The 15,762-nt window shown below is 69.3% G+C and carries 11 protein-coding genes; 7 read left to right on the top strand and 4 right to left on the bottom strand.

All coding sequences use genetic code 11. From position 1 onward, the window contains the following. Window positions 1-82: 82 nt before the first annotated feature. Window positions 83-2,935: a PAS domain S-box protein gene (locus YWC_RS31340; protein WP_156923418.1), complete on the bottom strand. Its 2,853-nt coding sequence runs from the start codon at window positions 2,933-2,935 to the stop codon at window positions 83-85. 70 nt (window positions 2,936-3,005) lie between these two features. Continuing rightward, window positions 3,006-3,476 carry a MarR family winged helix-turn-helix transcriptional regulator gene (locus YWC_RS0100500; protein WP_027863625.1) on the bottom strand — a complete coding sequence of 157 codons (471 nt, stop codon included), beginning with the start codon at window positions 3,474-3,476 and terminating at the stop codon, window positions 3,006-3,008. Between the two features lie 130 nt (window positions 3,477-3,606). Between YWC_RS0100500 and YWC_RS0100495 the strand changes: the two genes are divergently transcribed. Beyond that, window positions 3,607-5,529 (top strand): glycosyltransferase, encoded by a 1,923-nt coding sequence (locus YWC_RS0100495; protein ID WP_036212459.1) that lies wholly within the window; start codon window positions 3,607-3,609, stop codon window positions 5,527-5,529. Here YWC_RS0100495 and YWC_RS0100490 read toward each other — a convergent pair. Further along, window positions 5,526-6,833 carry a metal-dependent hydrolase gene (locus tag YWC_RS0100490; RefSeq protein WP_229412975.1) on the bottom strand — a complete coding sequence of 436 codons (1,308 nt, stop codon included), beginning with the start codon at window positions 6,831-6,833 and terminating at the stop codon, window positions 5,526-5,528. The two genes, YWC_RS0100495 and YWC_RS0100490, sit on opposite strands and share 4 nt — an antisense overlap. Before the next feature lie 173 nt (window positions 6,834-7,006). On the opposite strand from YWC_RS0100490, the gene YWC_RS0100485 reads away from it, so the two are divergent. From YWC_RS0100485 to ccoS, 5 genes are all read left to right on the top strand, one after another. Then, window positions 7,007-8,572, top strand: coding sequence for a methyl-accepting chemotaxis protein (locus YWC_RS0100485; RefSeq protein ID WP_027863622.1), 1,566 nt, complete (start codon window positions 7,007-7,009; stop codon window positions 8,570-8,572). A gap of 226 nt (window positions 8,573-8,798) precedes the next feature. After that, window positions 8,799-10,265: an oxygen-independent coproporphyrinogen III oxidase gene (gene hemN / locus YWC_RS0100480; RefSeq protein ID WP_084416228.1), complete on the top strand. Its 1,467-nt coding sequence runs from the start codon at window positions 8,799-8,801 to the stop codon at window positions 10,263-10,265. After that, a complete protein-coding gene (locus YWC_RS0100475) occupies window positions 10,262-11,047 on the top strand; it encodes a sulfite exporter TauE/SafE family protein (RefSeq protein ID WP_027863620.1) in 786 nt (261 codons plus the stop codon). Before hemN ends, YWC_RS0100475 begins: the two co-directional genes overlap by 4 nt. Then, window positions 11,044-13,524: a heavy metal translocating P-type ATPase gene (locus YWC_RS0100470; protein WP_084416227.1), complete on the top strand. Its 2,481-nt coding sequence runs from the start codon at window positions 11,044-11,046 to the stop codon at window positions 13,522-13,524. The genes YWC_RS0100475 and YWC_RS0100470 overlap by 4 nt, the downstream gene beginning before the upstream one ends. A 1-nt stretch (window position 13,525) precedes the next feature. Further along, the gene (gene ccoS / locus YWC_RS0100465; protein ID WP_027863618.1) at window positions 13,526-13,675 is read left to right on the top strand and encodes a cbb3-type cytochrome oxidase assembly protein CcoS; all 150 of its coding nucleotides are present in this window, start codon (window positions 13,526-13,528) and stop codon (window positions 13,673-13,675) included. 8 nt (window positions 13,676-13,683) lie between these two features. Here ccoS and YWC_RS0100460 read toward each other — a convergent pair whose 3' ends face one another. Next, window positions 13,684-14,082, bottom strand: coding sequence for a TraR/DksA family transcriptional regulator (locus YWC_RS0100460; protein WP_027863617.1), 399 nt, complete (start codon window positions 14,080-14,082; stop codon window positions 13,684-13,686). 217 nt (window positions 14,083-14,299) lie between these two features. On the opposite strand from YWC_RS0100460, the gene ccoN reads away from it, so the two are divergent. Beyond that, window positions 14,300-15,760: a cytochrome-c oxidase, cbb3-type subunit I gene (ccoN, locus tag YWC_RS27730; protein ID WP_051306108.1), complete on the top strand. Its 1,461-nt coding sequence runs from the start codon at window positions 14,300-14,302 to the stop codon at window positions 15,758-15,760. The last annotated feature ends 2 nt before the right edge of the window (window positions 15,761-15,762 follow it).

Below are 15,762 nucleotides of genomic sequence, written 5' to 3'. Positions count from 1 at the left end.
ATGGCCGGGCCAGCCGGCGACAGCGCCAGCATAGTTGCTTGCGCGTTCCCCGGGCAATGCGTATTGCATGGGGCGCGCCCGGTTAAGCCTGCCTTAATCCCGAGCGCGGCGCGCGTTCGATGATCTGCGCCAGCGGCGCCAGGTCCACCGGCTTGACGAAGTGATGGTCGAAACCGGCCGTCTTGGCCAGCACCCGGTCGTGGGCCTGGCCGTAGCCGGTCAGGGCGAGCAGGGTCGCGGCCCGTCCACGCTCGCTGTCGCGCAGGCGGCGCGCCAGCGCGTAGCCGTCGATGTCGGGCAGGCCGATGTCGAGGATGAAGACATCCGGCCATTCCCGCTCCGCCTGCGCCAGCGCGTCCTGCGAATCGTGGGCGGTGTCCACCAGGTGACCGAGCGAGCGCAGGACGTCGGCCAGCGACAGGGCCGCATCGACGTTGTCGTCGACCACCAGGACGCGCCGGCCGCCGCCCGAGCGTGCCGGCGCCGCCGCTTGCCCTTCGCCCGGCGCCGCACCAGGCTCGCCGTCGAACACCGGCAGCGTCACCGTGAAGCTGCTGCCCTTGCCCAGGCCGTCGCTGTGGGCGGCGACCTGGCCGCCGTGCAGCTGCACCAGGCTGCGCACCAGCGCCAGGCCGAGCCCGAGCCCGCCCTGGGAACGGTCGGGGGTGCGCTCGGCCTGGGTGAACAGGTCGAACACGTGCGGCAGGATGGCGCGGTCGATGCCGATGCCGTTGTCGCGCACCGCGATCGTCACGCTCGCCGCATCGGTCTCGACCGACAGCGCGATGGTGCCGCCCTGGGCGGTGTACTTGGCGGCGTTGCCCAGCAGGTTGACGATCACCTGCACCAGCCGGATGCGGTCGCCGAACACCCAGCAGCGCCGCGACGTCATGTGCTGGTCGAAGGCATGGCCGCGCGCTTCCATCAGCGGCCTGGCCTGCTCGACCGCGCTGGCGACGACCGCCTTGACGTCGACCCGTTCGCGCTCCAGCTCCACCAGGCCGCGCGTCACGCGCGAGACGTCGAGCAGGTCGTCCACCAGCGAGGTCATGTGGCGCACCTGGCGGATGATCACTTCGCTCGACTGGCGCACCCGCTGCGGGTCGAGCGTGGTCATCGAGAGCAGCTGGGCGGCGTTGCTGATCGGCGCCAGCGGGTTGCGCAGCTCGTGCGCGAGCATGGCCAGGAACTCGTCCTTGCGGCGCGCCTGGGCGCGCAGCTCTTCCTCGCCGGTCTTCTTGTCGTGGATGTCGGTCAGGGTGCCCATCCAGCGCGTGGCCTTGCCGTTCTGGTCGAGCAGGGGCAGGGCGCGGTTGAGCATCCAGCGGTACTCGCCGGAATGGTGGAGCAGGCGGTGCTCGATCTCGTAGGGCGTCCCCAGGGCCAGGCTGTTGCGCCAGGCCGCGAGCAGGGCCGCCAGGTCGTCCGGGTGGACCACCTCGCCCCAGCCGTTGCCGCCGATGCGCTCGACCGGCAGGCCGGTGAACGCGCTCCAGCGCGCGTTCAGGTAATCGTTGGTGCCGCCGGCGTCGGCCGACCAGGCCAGTTGCGGGATGGCGTCGGCGATCAGGCGGAACTTGGCCTCGCTTTCCATCATCGCCCGTTCCGCCTCGACCTGGGCGGTGATGTCCATGTTGGCGGCCACCGCGCCCACCATCGCGCCCTCGCGGTCGTGGATCGCCGCGGCCCGTACCAGGATCGTGCGGCGCGCGCCGGGCTCGCCGAAGGGTTCGATCTCGAAGACCCCGGCGGCCTGGACCTCGCCCCGCAGCGCGCGCGCGATCGGCCATTCGTGCGCCTGCACGCGCTGTCCGGCCTGCGGCGAACCGTCCGGCCACCAGCCTTTCCATTCGGCGTACTCGCCGACCTCGCCCGGCATCGGATGCGCCCCCCAGATCTGGCGGTTGGTGGCATTCGCCACCAGCAGCTGGCCCGCGGCGTCGGCGTAGACGATGCCGACCGGCGCGGCGTCGAGCAGCACGTCGAGCCGGCGCGCGCTTTCGTCGGCGCGCCGTGACGCGGCCAGCGCCGCGCGCTCGCTCTCGATGCGCGCCCCCTCGGCGTGCTTGCGCTCGGTGATGTCGACGGCGATGCCGGCGAAGCGGCGGCTCCCGGTGTCCGGATTGGCGAACACCTTGCCGCGCGCGTTGACCCACACGTCCTGCCCGGAGCGCTGCGGGATCCGGTATTCGATGTCGTACAGGGTCTCGGTGAGGATGGCGCGGTCGATCGCGGCCAGCACGGCCGGGCGGTCCTCGGGGTGGATCATGTCGGTGAAGCGCACCAGCTCCGTGCCCTCGCGGGCGAGCGCGGCGTCGACCTGGAACAGGCGCGCGAAGCGTTCGTCCACATGGGTGGCGGCGGTGTCGAGGTCGTAGGACCAGGTGCCGATGTTGCCCGAGGCTTCGAGCGACAGGGCGAGGTGCTCTTCCGCTTCCTTGTGCCGGGCCAGCGCGCGCACCTTGTCGCTGACTTCGATGACCGTGCACAGCAAGCCGCACACGACGCCCTGGTCGTCGCGCACCGGGCTGTAGGAAAAGGTGAACCAGGCCTGTTCGCGGTAGCCATGGCGCTCCACCGTGGTGGCATAGTTCTCGAAGAAGAAGGACTCGCCTGCCAGCACGCGAGTGGCATACGGGCCGACCGTGTCCCACACCTCGTCCCAGACCTCGGGCAGCGGCCGGCCGAGCGCATCGGCGGACTTGTTGCCGAGCAGGGGCAGGTAGGCATCGTTATAGAACAGTTCCAGCCGTGGGCCCCAGGCCAGGAAGGTCGGGAAGGCCGAGCCCAGCATGATGCCGAGCGTCGTGCGCAGGGCCGCCGGCCAGGCGGTGATCGGTCCGAGCGGGTGCGCGTTCCAGTCGTGCGCGTGGATCCGGGCACCTAGGGCGCCGCCGTTCGACAGGAAGGCTAGCATGGGTTCGGTAGGGGGCACGGCGGTTCGAACGCTGGGAAAACTGACGATTTTACTGAAAAAATGGCAAGTGCCGCGCCCGCCATGCCGTTCAGTCCGGGTCGGCCGGCGTCGATTCGCCGGATTCGTGCAGGCCGCTGTCGACCACGGCGCGCATGGTCGCCAGCAGCTGGACGCCGCGCTCCGCGCCGAACTGCGCGTCGAAGCGGGCCTGGGCGCGGCGCCAGGCGGGAAGGATGGCCTCGACCTTGTCGCGCCCGAGCGCGGTCAGCTCGATGACGCGCTCGCGCCGGTCCTGCTCGCCGGGACGTACCTGCACCAGCTGTTCGCGCACCAGGGGCTGCAGGTTGCGCGCCAGCGTGGTGCGGTCCATCACCATGCTCTGTGCCAGCTGGGTCATGCTGGCCGGGTGCGGCCTGAGCCGGGACAGGATCGCGAACTGGGTCACGCGCAGGCCCGATCCGGACAGCATCTGGTCATAGAACGAGGTGACGTAGCGCGAGGCCTGGCGCAGCGCCGAGCAGTAGCACGCGGTATCGGGAAGTGGCTGGTCGGGATTCATGCCGCGAGTATAGCCTTGCAGCGGCGCTCGCGCTCGGGTCCCGGGAGGCCGCCGCGCACTGCTGACATGCCGCAAACGCAGCGGGGCGCCGCCTTCTAATCTGGGGAGGCTCCCACAACCAGCCATCGCCATGAGCAGCCAGCCGTCCGTCCCCGCTTCCCCACGCGTCAGCGTACTCATGCCCACCTTCGAGCAGGCGGCCTTCATCGGCCGCGCCCTCGACAGCCTGTGGGCGCAGACCTATCCCGACTGGGAGCTCGTCATCGTCGACGACGGCTCCTGCGACGACACCGCCAGCGCCCTGGCGCCCTGGCTGGCCGACGCCAGGGTGCGCTACCTGCGCTTCGACAGCAATGGCGGACTGGGCCGCGCCATCAACGCCGGCCTCGACGCCGCGCGCGGCGAACTGCTGGCCTACCTGCCGAGCGACGACGTCTGGTATGCCGGGCACCTGGCGCAACTGGTGGCCTGCCTCGAGCGCGCGCCCGGCGCGGTGCTGGCCTATGCCGGCGTGCGCCACCACTACAACCGCAGCGCCGACGGCATCGTCCCGGGGGAATGCCTGCAACCCGTGCAATGCCTGCACCGCCGCACCGCACTGCGCTGGCGCGAGCGCGCCGAGCTCGAGAGCGACGACCTCGACCGCCTGTTCTGGACCGGACTGCGCGCCCAGGGCGCCTTCGTGCCGACGGGGGAGATCAGCTGCGAGTGGGTCGACCATCCGGGCCAGCGCCACAAGCGCATGCGCGAGCCGCTCGGGGGCATCAACCCCTTCCGCCAGCACTACCGGGTAGCCGGACCTCTGCGCTTCCATACCAGCACCGGCAACCCCATCGACGAGGAGCGGCTGTATGCGCAGGTGCGCGCCGCCCGGCCGCAGGACGCCCGCAAGGGCTTGAAGATCGTGCTGGCCGGCGAGCTGGCCTACAACGCCGACCGCGTGCTGGCGCTGGAAGCCCTGGGACACCGGCTGTACGGATTGTGGACGCCGACACCGAGCTGGTTCAATACGGTCGGGCCGCTGCCTTTCGGCCAGGTCGAGGAGCTGCCGCGCCACGGCTGGCGCGAGGCGCTGGCGCGCATCGAACCCGACCTCGTCTACGCCCAGCTCAACTGGCAGGCCGTGCCCTTTGCCCACGAAGTGCTGATGCACACGCCGGACATTCCTTTTGTCTGGCATTTCAAGGAAGGCCCCTTCATCTGCATCGAGAAGGGAACCTGGCCGCTGCTGGCCGACCTGGTGCGGCTGGCCGACGGCTGCATCTACAGCAGCCCTGAAATGCGCGACTGGTTCGCCACCGCTCTGCCCAGGCTGCCCACCGGGCGCCCTGCGCCTCGTCTTGAACATGTGCTCGACGGCGACCTGCCGCGCCGCGCCTGGTTCCTGCAGGAGCGCTCGCCCCTGCTGTCCGCAGCGGGCGCGGGCGGCCAGGTGCACACCGTGGTGCCAGGGCGGCCGATTGGGCTGCATCCGCCCACGGTGGCCGAGCTGGCGCGCCACGGCATCCACCTGCATTTCTATGGAGACTTTACGCAGGGCCAGTGGCGCGAGTGGATAAGGACAGCACAGGCGCTGGCGCCGGAACACCTGCACCTGCACCGGAATGTCGACCCGGACGGATGGGTGCGCGAATTCTCGCAATACGACGCCGGCTGGCTGCACGTGTTTCGCAGCCAGAACGGCGGCGACATCCGGCGCGCCGACTGGGACGACCTGAACATTCCGGCGCGGGTCGCGACCCTGGCGGCGGCCGGGCTGCCGATGATCCAGGTCGACAACGGCGGCGCCATCGTGGCAGCCCAGGCGCTGGCCCGGCGCCTCGGCATCGGGGTGTTTTTCGACAGCATCGAGGACCTGGCGCGCCAGCTGCACGACCGCGCCGCCATGGCCGCACTGCGCGAGCGCGTGTGGCAGGTGCGCGACGGCTTCTGCTTCGACCTGCATGCGCCCGGCCTGGTGGACTTCTTCGGGCAGGTCATCGCCCGGGCCGGACGGCAGGGGAGGGTGCGGGCCGGCGGGCCGTTGCGAGCGCCGCTGCGGCGTGCACCTTAGCGCGCTCCCTGCCCTTTCCAGCCGAGCAGGTCCCCGCGCGGATAGCCCCATGCCGCCAGCGGCGACGGGCAGGGTTCGGCCGCGCGGGCGGCATACGGCAGGGTCGAGAAGTTGGGCTGGTCGGGAGCGCCGAAGCGAATATCGGTGGCATTGCCCCCGGCCAGCGAGGGCACGCGGGCGAAGCGCAGCCAGGCATCGAAGTGGCAATTGGTCCGCTGCAGCGCGCGGAAGTCCTGCAGGCTGCCGGTCTCGCTGAATTTCCAGGCCAGTGCCGCTGTCGCCGCAGGCACAGCCCGGGCGGCCGCTTCGGCTCCCCGACCCCCTGCGTCGCGCAGCACCGGCCTGCCGGCGGCTTCGCTTGCACTATCGGGCACGCCGCCGAAGCGTTCCGGGCATGCCCAGACCGGGCTCAGGCCGGGCGCCAGGCTGAGCACGCCGACCCGTACCCCATAGCTGCCGGCGGCCGGCTTGTCGGACACGGTGGCGAAGGACCAGCACAAGGGATTGGCCGGGAAGGACGACAGTGCGATGTCGAGCACGCGGCTGCCCGGCGCCACCGTGTCGAGCGCGCTGCGGATCTCGCCGCGCGCAAGCTGCGCGCCCACGGCCTGGATGCCGACGAAGCCCACGCAGGCGAGGGAGGCCGCCACCAGTCCGGCACGCGCTCCCAGCTTGAGCCTGGCGCCGGCGACCAGCAGCGCCACCAGGCCCAGCGCGGCGAGCGAACCCCATTGCAGGAAGCCCATCCAGGTAAACAGCACCGGCATGCCTGCAAAGAAACCCAGTCCCAGCCAGCGCAAGCCGGTGCGCCGCGACAGCAGGGCTAGTGCAAAGCCGAGCGCGGTCCAGAACACCGGCTCGACGATGAAGACGAGGTCGCCGTACAGCCAGCGCGAATCGAAAGGGTGGAAGGGGTGGACCCCGTACACGTTCAGGCCGTCGAAGGACAGGTGCAGCACCATGCCCAGCAGGGCGGTGCCGACGACGGCGCGGCGGGTGCGGCGATCTTCCTGCAGCAGCCGGCGCGCTGCCGGCCACAGCAACCAAGTCAGGGCCAGCAGTAGGAGCACCTGCGGCAGCGCGTACAGCAGGGTATGCGTGTGGCCGCGGTGGTGGATCAGGTAGCCCAGCGGCGCCGGCAGCAGCGGCGTGAGCACCAGGTCGAGGTCGGGGAAATTACTGGCCAGCAGGCCGGTGAGCAGGAGGGCGCGGCGGCGGGTACGGCCCCGGGCCGGATCGCTTGCCGGGGGCAGGGCGCGCTCGACCAGTTCTCCCAGGGCCAGGCCGACGAGCGAGTGTGTCATGTTGTCCATATCTAAAGCTTACACCAATGGCAACCTTTGACGTAAATCAAGGTTTTTTGCGGGCTCTACGCCACGTGGTCACAGTTAAATTTGATCCAAGTCAAAAAATTCGGTGTTTCACTTGTTAGAATCGTGCGCTTGGAGTTTTGCCTTACGGCAACAAGGAGAAGCACGTGCGTACCAACCTGCCGGTCACCGGCATCGAATACCTGTTACAGGAAGGCCAGTCCATCGTTTCCAAGACGGACACCAAGGGCCGCATCACCTACGTCAACCCCAGCTTTGTCGAAGTCAGCGGCTTCGACGAGCACGAATTGCTCGGAAAGGCGCACAACATCGTCCGCCATCCGGACATGCCGCCGGAAGCATTTGCCGACCTGTGGCGCACGCTGCAGGCGGGCGAGCCCTGGACCGGCCTGGTCAAGAATCGTCGCAAGAACGGCGACTTCTACTGGGTGGTTGCCAACGTGGTGCCGGTCAAGGAGGGAGGCCGCGTCACCGGCTACATGTCGGTGCGTACCGCACCGAGCCGCGAGCAGGTGGTGGCGGCCGGCGAGCTCTATCGGAAATTCCGCGCCGGCGAGGCGAAGGGGCTGACGATCCACCGTGGCGCCGCACGCCGCCTTGGTTGGCGCGCCCGCCTCGGTGCGCTGCGTTCGCTGCCGCTGTCGCGCCGCCTCGGCATCATGATGGGCGGCCAGGCGGTGCTGATGGCCGCCCTTGGGCTGGCAGCGGACGGCTTGCTGTGGAAATTGCTGGCGGGCGCAGGCGTGGCGGCGACGCTGGCGGCCTGGGCCGAACTGCAGCGCACCATCGCCCGTCCCCTGCGCGAGGCCACCGCCGCCGTGTATGCACTGGCCGGCGGCGACCTGTCGCACCCTTGCGAGCCGGGCCGCAACGACGAGATCGGCCGCCTGCAGCTGGCGCTGCGCCAGCTGAACGTCAACCTGAAGGCGATCGTCGGCGACGTGCGCCGCAATGTGGGCTCGATCGAGCATGCGACCCGCGAGATCGCGGCCGGCAACGGCGACCTGGCCAGCCGTACCGAAGCCCAGGCGGCCAGCCTCGAGCAGACCGCGAGCAGCCTGGCGCAGATCGCCGCGGCGGCCGGCCACAACACCGACAGCGCGGTGCGCGCCGACGGGCTGGTCGTGGCCGCCTCGAACGTCGCCGGACGCGGCGGCGAGGCCGTGGGCCGGGTGGGCGACACCATGGGCCACATCAGCGCCTCGGCCACCCGCATCGTGGACATCATCGGCCTGATCGACGGCATTGCCTTCCAGACCAATATCCTGGCGCTGAACGCAGCGGTCGAGGCGGCCCGTGCCGGCGAGCAGGGGCGCGGCTTTGCCGTCGTCGCCGGCGAGGTGCGCAGCCTGGCGCAGCGCTCGGCCGCGGCGGCCAAGGAAATCAAGACCCTCATCGAAACCTCGGTGCAGCAGGTCGGCGAAGGCAATGTGCTGGTGGGCGACGCCGGCCAGACCATGCGCGAAGTGGTGGCCAAGGTAGCCGAAGCGGCCGCGATCATGAACGGCATCACCGGCGCCAGCCGCGAGCAGGGCGCCGGCATCGCCCAGGTGAACGCGGCCATGGCCCAGCTCGACCAGATCACCCGCGAAAATGCCGCCCTGGTGGAAGAATCGGCGAATGCCTCGGCCAACGTGGCCGACGAGGCCTTCCACCTGGTGCAGGCATTGTCGGTGTTCAAGCTCGACGAGCAGGCGCCGGCGCGGCGCTGAGCGCCCACTGGACCGGCCATGGTACGGTAGGGCGGGCGGCGGCATCCGGCAGGCAGAGAAGCCGCGCCGTCAATGCCGCCCACCCCACGGTCCAGGTTCAGGAATGTTCGCAGACTCGTCCGTATTTGATGCAAGTCAAGGATTTCCAAGACGCTGATCAATAAACTGCCTGTTATTCGAGCCGTTTTGCAGTTCCGCAAACCGGCAGCAGCAGGAGTTGATTGACATGCATGCAACAGTGTTACCGGCCGTGGGCAAGCCCGTGGTTCCCATCCTTGCCCACCCGGCAACCCAGGCCGCCGCAACTTCCAGCGTCGACGTCGACCTGGACCTGCTCAAGCGCCTCGGCAAGAACGGCCCGCGCTATACCTCGTATCCGACCGCCGACCGCTTCGGCGAGGAATTCGGTTACCGCGACTACCTGCATGCCGTGGCCGGCCTGCGCACCCGCGGCGGCGCCCGCCCGCTGTCGCTCTACCTGCACATTCCGTTCTGCGACACGGTCTGCTACTACTGCGCCTGCAACAAGATCGTCACCAAAAAGCGCGACAAGGCCGCGACCTATCTCTCCTACCTGAAGCGCGAGATCGCCATGCAGGGCGCGCTGTTCGCCGGCATGAACGAGGTCGAGCAGCTGCATTTCGGCGGCGGCACCCCGACCTATCTTTCCGACGCCCAGATGGACGACTTGATGGCCCACCTGCGCCGCAACTTCCGCTTCGCGCCGGACGAGGTAGGCGAATACTCGATCGAGGTCGATCCGCGCACCGTTTCAAGCGAGCGGGTGCATACCTTGCGGCGGCAGGGCTTCAACCGCATCAGCCTGGGCGTGCAGGACTTCGACCCCGAGGTGCAGCGCGCCGTCAACCGCGTTCAGCCCGAGCATGAAACGCGTGCGGTGATCGATGCCGCGCGCGCCGCCGGCTTCCGCTCGGTGAGCATCGACCTGATCTACGGCCTGCCGAAGCAGACCCTGGAGACGATGCGCCAGACCCTCGACAAGGTGGTGGCGGCAAGCCCGGACCGCATCGCCGTCTACCACTACGCCCACATGCCGCACCTGTTCAAGCCGCAGCGCCGCATCGTGGAAGCCGACATGCCGTCCAGCGACACCAAGCTCGCGATGCTCCAGCTGTGCATCGAACGCCTGGGCGCGGCCGGCTACGTCTACATCGGCATGGACCATTTCGCCAAGCCGGACGACGACCTTGCCGTGGCCCAGCGCCAGGGCCGCCTGCACCGCAACTTCCAGGGTTACTCGACCCATGCCGACACCGACCTGGTGGCCTGCGGCGTCTCGGCCATCGGCGCGGTGGGGGCCACCTACAGCCAGAACGTCAAGACGCTCGAGGAGTACTACGACCTGCTCGACCAGAACGAGCTGCCGGTGGCGCGCGGCATTCGGCTCGGCATGGACGACGCGCTGCGCCGCAGCCTGATCCAGAAGCTGATGTGCCAGTTCGAGGTGTCGATCCCGGCGCTGGAGCAGGCCTTCCCGATCGTGTTCCGCGACTACTTCGCGCCCGAGCTGGCGCGCCTGCGCCAGATGGAAGAGGACGGCCTGGTGAGCGTCGGTCCGGAATGGCTGACCGTGACCATGAAGGGACGCCTCCTGATCCGCAACGTGTGCATGGTGTTCGACCGCTACCTCGCCGCCCGCAGCGAGGGTCCACGCCACTCGCAGACCATATGAACGTCAGCCTGTTCCCGGTATTCCTGGTCGGCCTGGCCGGCAGTGTCCACTGCGCCGGCATGTGCGGCGGCATCGTGGGCGCACTGTCGGTCGCGCCGCGGCCTGCATTCCCGGTCCCGGTGCGCACCGTGGCCGTCCAGCGCCTGGCGCCGGTGGCTGCGCACGTGGGCGCCTACAACGCCGGCCGTATCGCCAGCTATGCCACTGCCGGCGCCCTGGCCGGCGGCCTGGCGGGCGGCGCGGCCAGGCTTGCCGGGCTGCCGGCGCTGCAGCTCGGGGCCTACGTGCTGGCCAACCTGATGCTGGTGGCGCTGGGACTTTACCTGATGGATGCCTGGCGCGGCCTGGCGCTGCTGGAGCGAAGCGGGCAGGCGCTGTGGCGCCGCATTTCCCCGCTGCTGCGCCAGCTCGGTCCGGGCGCCACGCCGGGACGCATGTTCGCGGCCGGCGCGCTGTGGGGCTGGCTGCCTTGCGGGATGGTCTACAGCATGCTGGTGACGGCCATGCTGAGCGGCTCCGCGCTGGGTGGCGCCAGCGTGATGCTGGCCTTCGGGCTGGGCACGCTGCCGATGCTGGCGGCGATCGGCATGGCCGGGGTGCGCCTGCGCACCCTGTTCCAGCTGCGCCAGGTGCGCCTGGCCTGCGGCCTGCTGATCCTCGGCTTCGGCCTGCTCGGGCTGTGGCGCGCCGCCGGCGGCATGTCCGCGCCCGGCGCCGCGGCCCACGGGATGTGGGCCCACTGGATCGACGTCCTGTGCGTGGCGTCGGGAGCTGAAGCATGAGCGCGGTGCTGGCACAGGTCGCGCCGCCGGTAGGGGCGGTGGAGGGCGCCGAGGCAGCCGCCGCCAACGATGCCCTGCGCAGCGCCGGCCTCGGCGCCGCCGCCGCGGGCTGCTTTCACTGCGGCTCCCCGGTCCCGGAAGGCAGCCGTTGGCAGGCCCGGGTCGACGGCGCGCCGCGCAGCATGTGCTGTCCCGGCTGCGCCGCCGCGGCCGAGGCGATCGTCGCCGGCGGCTTCGCCGACTATTACAGCGTGCGTACCGAATACGCGGCATCGAATGCCGCCAGGGCGGACGAACCCGAGCTGGCGCTGTTCGACCAGCAAGGCATGCAGGGCGAGGGCAGCTTCTCGATCGAAGGGGTGCGCTGCGGCGCCTGCGTCTGGCTGGTCGAGCGCCGCTTGGGGCAACTGGCCGGCGTGCAGGAAGTGGCGCTGAACGTTGCCACCGGGCGCGTGTTCGTGCGCTGGGACCCGGCCCTGTGCCGCCCCAGCGCGATCGTGCGCGCCTTGCGCGCCATCGGCTACTTCGCCGCGCCCTACGATGTCCAGCGCCATGCCGAACGGATCGAGCGCGCACGCCGCACCCTGTTCCGCCAGCTGTTCGTGGCCGGCCTGTCGATGATGCAGGTGATGATGTATGCGGTGCCGGTCTACCTGGCCGAAGACGGCAGCATGGACGCCGACATGCGCGCGCTGATGGCTTGGGCCTCGTTCGCGCTGACCCTGCCGGCCGTGTTCTATTCGGCCCTGCCTTTCTTCGCGGGCGCCTGGCGCGACGTCAAGCGCGGCGTGCCCGGCATGGACGTGCCGGTGGCGCTGGGCATCGCGGCCGCCTTCGCCGGCAGCTGCGCCACGCTCGTCTCGGGCAAGGGCGAGGTCTACTTCGACTCGATCACGATGTTCGTGTTCCTGCTGCTGGGCAGCCGCTACCTCGAGCTGGGCGCGCGCCGGCGCGCCACCCAGGCGCTCGACACCCTGCGCGGCGGGGTGCCGGCCTCGGGCCTGCGCCTGCTCGGCGATCCGGCCGCGCGCGATACCGAGCTGGTGCCGGCGTCAAGCCTGGCGGTGGGCGAACTGGTGCTGGTGCCGCCGGGACGGGCGGTGCCGGCGGACGGAGTCATCGATGAGGGCACGACCGAGCTGGATTTCTCGCTGCTGACCGGCGAAAGCCGGACCCGCCGCATGGGGCCGGGCGAGGTGCTGCCGGGCGGCGCCGTCAATGCCGGCCAGGCCATCGTGGTGCGCATCACCGCGTCGGCGCGCGACAGCACGGTGGCGATGCTGGTCAGGCTGGTCGAACGGGCCGGCCAGGGCAAGCCGGCGATCGCGCTGTGGGCCGACCGCGTCGCCGCCTGGTTCGTGCTGGCCCTGCTGGTCTTGAGCGCGGCGGTCTACCTGATCTGGAGCACGGTCGACCCCGAACGTGCCTGGCATGCGGCGGTGGCGGTACTGGTGGTGTCCTGCCCATGCGCGCTGTCGCTGGCCACCCCGACCGCGCTGGCGGCGGCCACCGACCGGCTGCTGCGCCGCGGCGTGCTGGCCGTCGCCCCGCATACGCTGGAAACCTTCGAGCGCGCCACCCACGTCGTGTTCGACAAGACCGGCACCCTGACCCTGGGCCGCCCGGTGCTACGCCAGGTGCAGCCGGTCGGTGCGCTCGACAGCGACCTGTGCTTGCGCATCGGCGCCGCGCTGCAGGCCGATAACTCCCATCCGATCGGCATGGCGATCCGCGCCGCGATGCCGGGCCACGGCTTGAGCGCGCGCGGCTTGCGCGCCGACATCGGGCGCGGCATCGAAGGCAGCATCGACGGCGTCGTCTACCGCATCGGCACCGCGGACTACGTCCAGGAGCTGGCCGGTGGCGTGGTGGGTTCGGCGGCGCCGGCCGGCACCAGCACCGCCTGGCTGGCCTGCGAAGGCCAGTGGCTGGCGCGCTTCGACCTGTCCGACGCACTGCGCGAGGAGGCCCGGGAGGTGGTGCGGCGCTTCCAGCGCGGCGGCAAGACCGTGATCCTGCTCAGCGGCGACGACCAGGCCGCAACGGCTGCGGTGGCGCGCCAGCTCGGCATCGCCAGCGCCTTCGGCGGCCGCCTGCCGGCCGAGAAGCTCGCCTTCGTGCGCGAGCTGCAGGCCGATGGCGCGGTGGTGGCGATGGTGGGCGACGGCAGCAACGATGCGGCCGTGCTGCGCGGCGCCGACGTTTCCTTCGCCATGGGACGCGGCGCCGAACTGGCCCAGGTGCATGCCGACGGCGTGCTGCTGGGCGACAGCCTGCTGCCGCTGGCCGACGCCGCCGTTACCGCGCGCCGCACCCTGGCGGTGATCCGCCAGAACCTGATCTGGGCCTCGGTCTACAACCTGGCCGCGATCCCGGCGGCGGCGACCGGCTTGCTCAACCCCTGGCTGTCCGGCATCGGCATGGCGGCCAGCTCGGCGATCGTGGTGCTGAACGCGCTGCGGCTGCGCAAGGACTGATATGGAAGCACTGTATTTGTTGATACCCCTGAGCGTGATCCTGGTCGCGCTGGCGGTATGGATCTTTTTCGGGGCCGCGGACAGCGGGCAGTTCGAGGACCTCGAAGGGCCGGGGATGCGGATCCTGGTGGACGACGACCGGCCGGCCTGAGCACCGGCCTACATCGACGGTCCGCGCCCGGTATGCTGGTCTTTCTCGAGCTGTTCCTGGCACGCGATGCACAGCCGCACCGTGGGCGTGGCCAGCAGGCGCGCGTCCGGGATGTCGCGCCCGCAGGATTCGCAGATGCCGGCGCCGCCCGATTCGAGCTTGCCGATGGCGACGTCGATCTCGTGCAGCAGGCTGGATTCGTGGTCGGCCAGGTGCTGCTCGTTGTGGCTGATCATTTCCGATTGCGGCGCATCGTCGCTCTGGCCCTGGTGGGCGAGGGGGCCGATCGATGGTGCTTCGTCATCTTGCTGGCCGGTGCGCGAACGCACGGTGTCGAGCAGGTCCTGGCGCGCCTGGTGCAGGCGCTTGCTGAGTTCTTCCGATACGGATTGCGATAGCGGCGGCATGGCGGGTTTCCTTCCTTTCCGAGTGTCCGTCGAGATCCTTGATTGATCCCAAATCGCAGCCTTGATTTTTCAGTCAACACGCCTCGCGCACTCGGCCGCAAGATGCTGTTGCATAGCTCATCTGATGCTGAACAATTTGATTCACATCAAGGATTTTTGCACTGCGAAAAACGACACTCCTGATTGTCATCCATCAAGGTATTATCAGGAGAGCATCTTGGACACCAGTCTAAACTATAACTACAAGATCGTGCGCCAGTTTGCCATCGCGACCGTCGTGTGGGGCGTGATCGGCATGGCCGCCGGCGTCTTCATCGCGGCGCAGCTGGCCTGGCCCGCGCTGAATTTCGACATCGCCTGGCTGAGCTACGGACGCCTGCGCCCGCTGCACACCAATGCGGTCATCTTCGCCTTCGGCATCTGCGGCCTGTTCGCCACTTCCTACTACGTGGTGCAGCGCACCTGCCAGGTGCGGCTGTTCTCGGACAAGCTGGCCAGCTTCACCTTCTGGGGCTGGCAGGCGGTGCTGGTGTCGGCCGCGATCTCACTGCCGATGGGCTTCACCCGCGGCAAGGAATACGCCGAGCTCGAATGGCCGATCGCGATCCTGATCACCGTGGTCTGGGTGGCCTATGCCGTGGTCTTCTTCGGCACCATCATCAAGCGCCGCGTCCAGCACATCTACGTGGCCAACTGGTTCTTCGGCGCCTACATCCTGGCGGTCGCCATCCTCCACGTGGTGAACGGCGCGGTGATGCCGGTGTCGGCGATGAAGTCGTATTCCGCGTATGCCGGCGTGCAGGACGCGATGATCCAGTGGTGGTACGGCCACAACGCGGTGGGCTTCATCCTGACCGCCGGCTACCTCGGCATGGTCTATTACTTCATCCCGAAGCAGGCCGAGCGCCCGGTGTACTCGTACCGCCTGTCGATCGTGCACTTCTGGGCCCTGATCTTCACCTACATGTGGGCCGGCCCACACCACCTGCACTACACCGCGCTGCCCGACTGGACCCAGTCGATCGGCATGGTGTTCTCGCTGATCCTGCTGGCGCCTTCGTGGGGCGGCATGATCAACGGGATCATGACCCTGTCGGGCGCCTGGCACAAGCTGCGCTCGGACCCGATCCTGAAGTTCCTGATCGTCTCGCTGTCCTTCTACGGCATGGCCACCTTCGAGGGCCCGATGATGTCGATCAAGACCATCAACTCGCTGTCTCACTACACCGACTGGACCGTCGCCCACGTGCATGCCGGCGCCCTGGGCTGGGTCGGCTTCATCACCATGGGCTCGATCTACTACCTGATCCCGCGCCTGGCAGGCAAGAAGCAGATGTGGAGCATGTCGCTGGTCGACACGCACTTCTGGGTCGCCACCATCGGCATCGTCCTCTACATCGCCTCGATGTGGATCGCCGGCGTGATGCAGGGCCTGATGTGGCGCGCGGTGAATCCGGACGGCACCCTGACCTATACCTTCGCCGAGAGCGTCAAGGCCACCTATCCCTACTACGTGATCCGCTTCACCGGCGGCTTCCTGTACCTGTCTGGCATGGCGATCATGGCCTTCAACACCTGGAAGACGCTGAGCGGAACGAAGAGCGTGGACGCGAAGATCCCGCTTGGGCCGACCAAGCCGCACCCGCACCACGCGCAGCCTGAAGCAGCGCACGCCTGAAC

The organism is Massilia alkalitolerans DSM 17462 (assembly GCF_000427785.1).
In the GTDB taxonomy this organism is placed as follows: Bacteria; Pseudomonadota; Gammaproteobacteria; order Burkholderiales; family Burkholderiaceae_D; genus Telluria; species Telluria alkalitolerans.
The sequence above is the reverse complement of the archived record's forward strand: the minus strand, read 5'-3'. Positions and strand labels throughout refer to the sequence as shown.

Excerpts from the sequence above, each read along its gene's own strand:
- YWC_RS0100500 (WP_027863625.1), bottom strand. The coding sequence starts at position 3,476 with ATGAATCCCGACCAGCCACTTCCCGATACCGCGTGCTACTGCTCGGCG.
- YWC_RS0100495 (WP_036212459.1), top strand. The coding sequence starts at position 3,607 with ATGAGCAGCCAGCCGTCCGTCCCCGCTTCCCCACGCGTCAGCGTACTC.
- ccoS (WP_027863618.1), top strand. The coding sequence starts at position 13,526 with ATGGAAGCACTGTATTTGTTGATACCCCTGAGCGTGATCCTGGTCGCG.
- YWC_RS0100490 (WP_229412975.1), bottom strand. The coding sequence starts at position 6,833 with ATGACACACTCGCTCGTCGGCCTGGCCCTGGGAGAACTGGTCGAGCGC.
- hemN (WP_084416228.1), top strand. The coding sequence starts at position 8,799 with ATGCATGCAACAGTGTTACCGGCCGTGGGCAAGCCCGTGGTTCCCATC.
- YWC_RS0100460 (WP_027863617.1), bottom strand. The coding sequence starts at position 14,082 with ATGCCGCCGCTATCGCAATCCGTATCGGAAGAACTCAGCAAGCGCCTG.
- YWC_RS0100475 (WP_027863620.1), top strand. The coding sequence starts at position 10,262 with ATGAACGTCAGCCTGTTCCCGGTATTCCTGGTCGGCCTGGCCGGCAGT.
- YWC_RS0100470 (WP_084416227.1), top strand. The coding sequence starts at position 11,044 with ATGAGCGCGGTGCTGGCACAGGTCGCGCCGCCGGTAGGGGCGGTGGAG.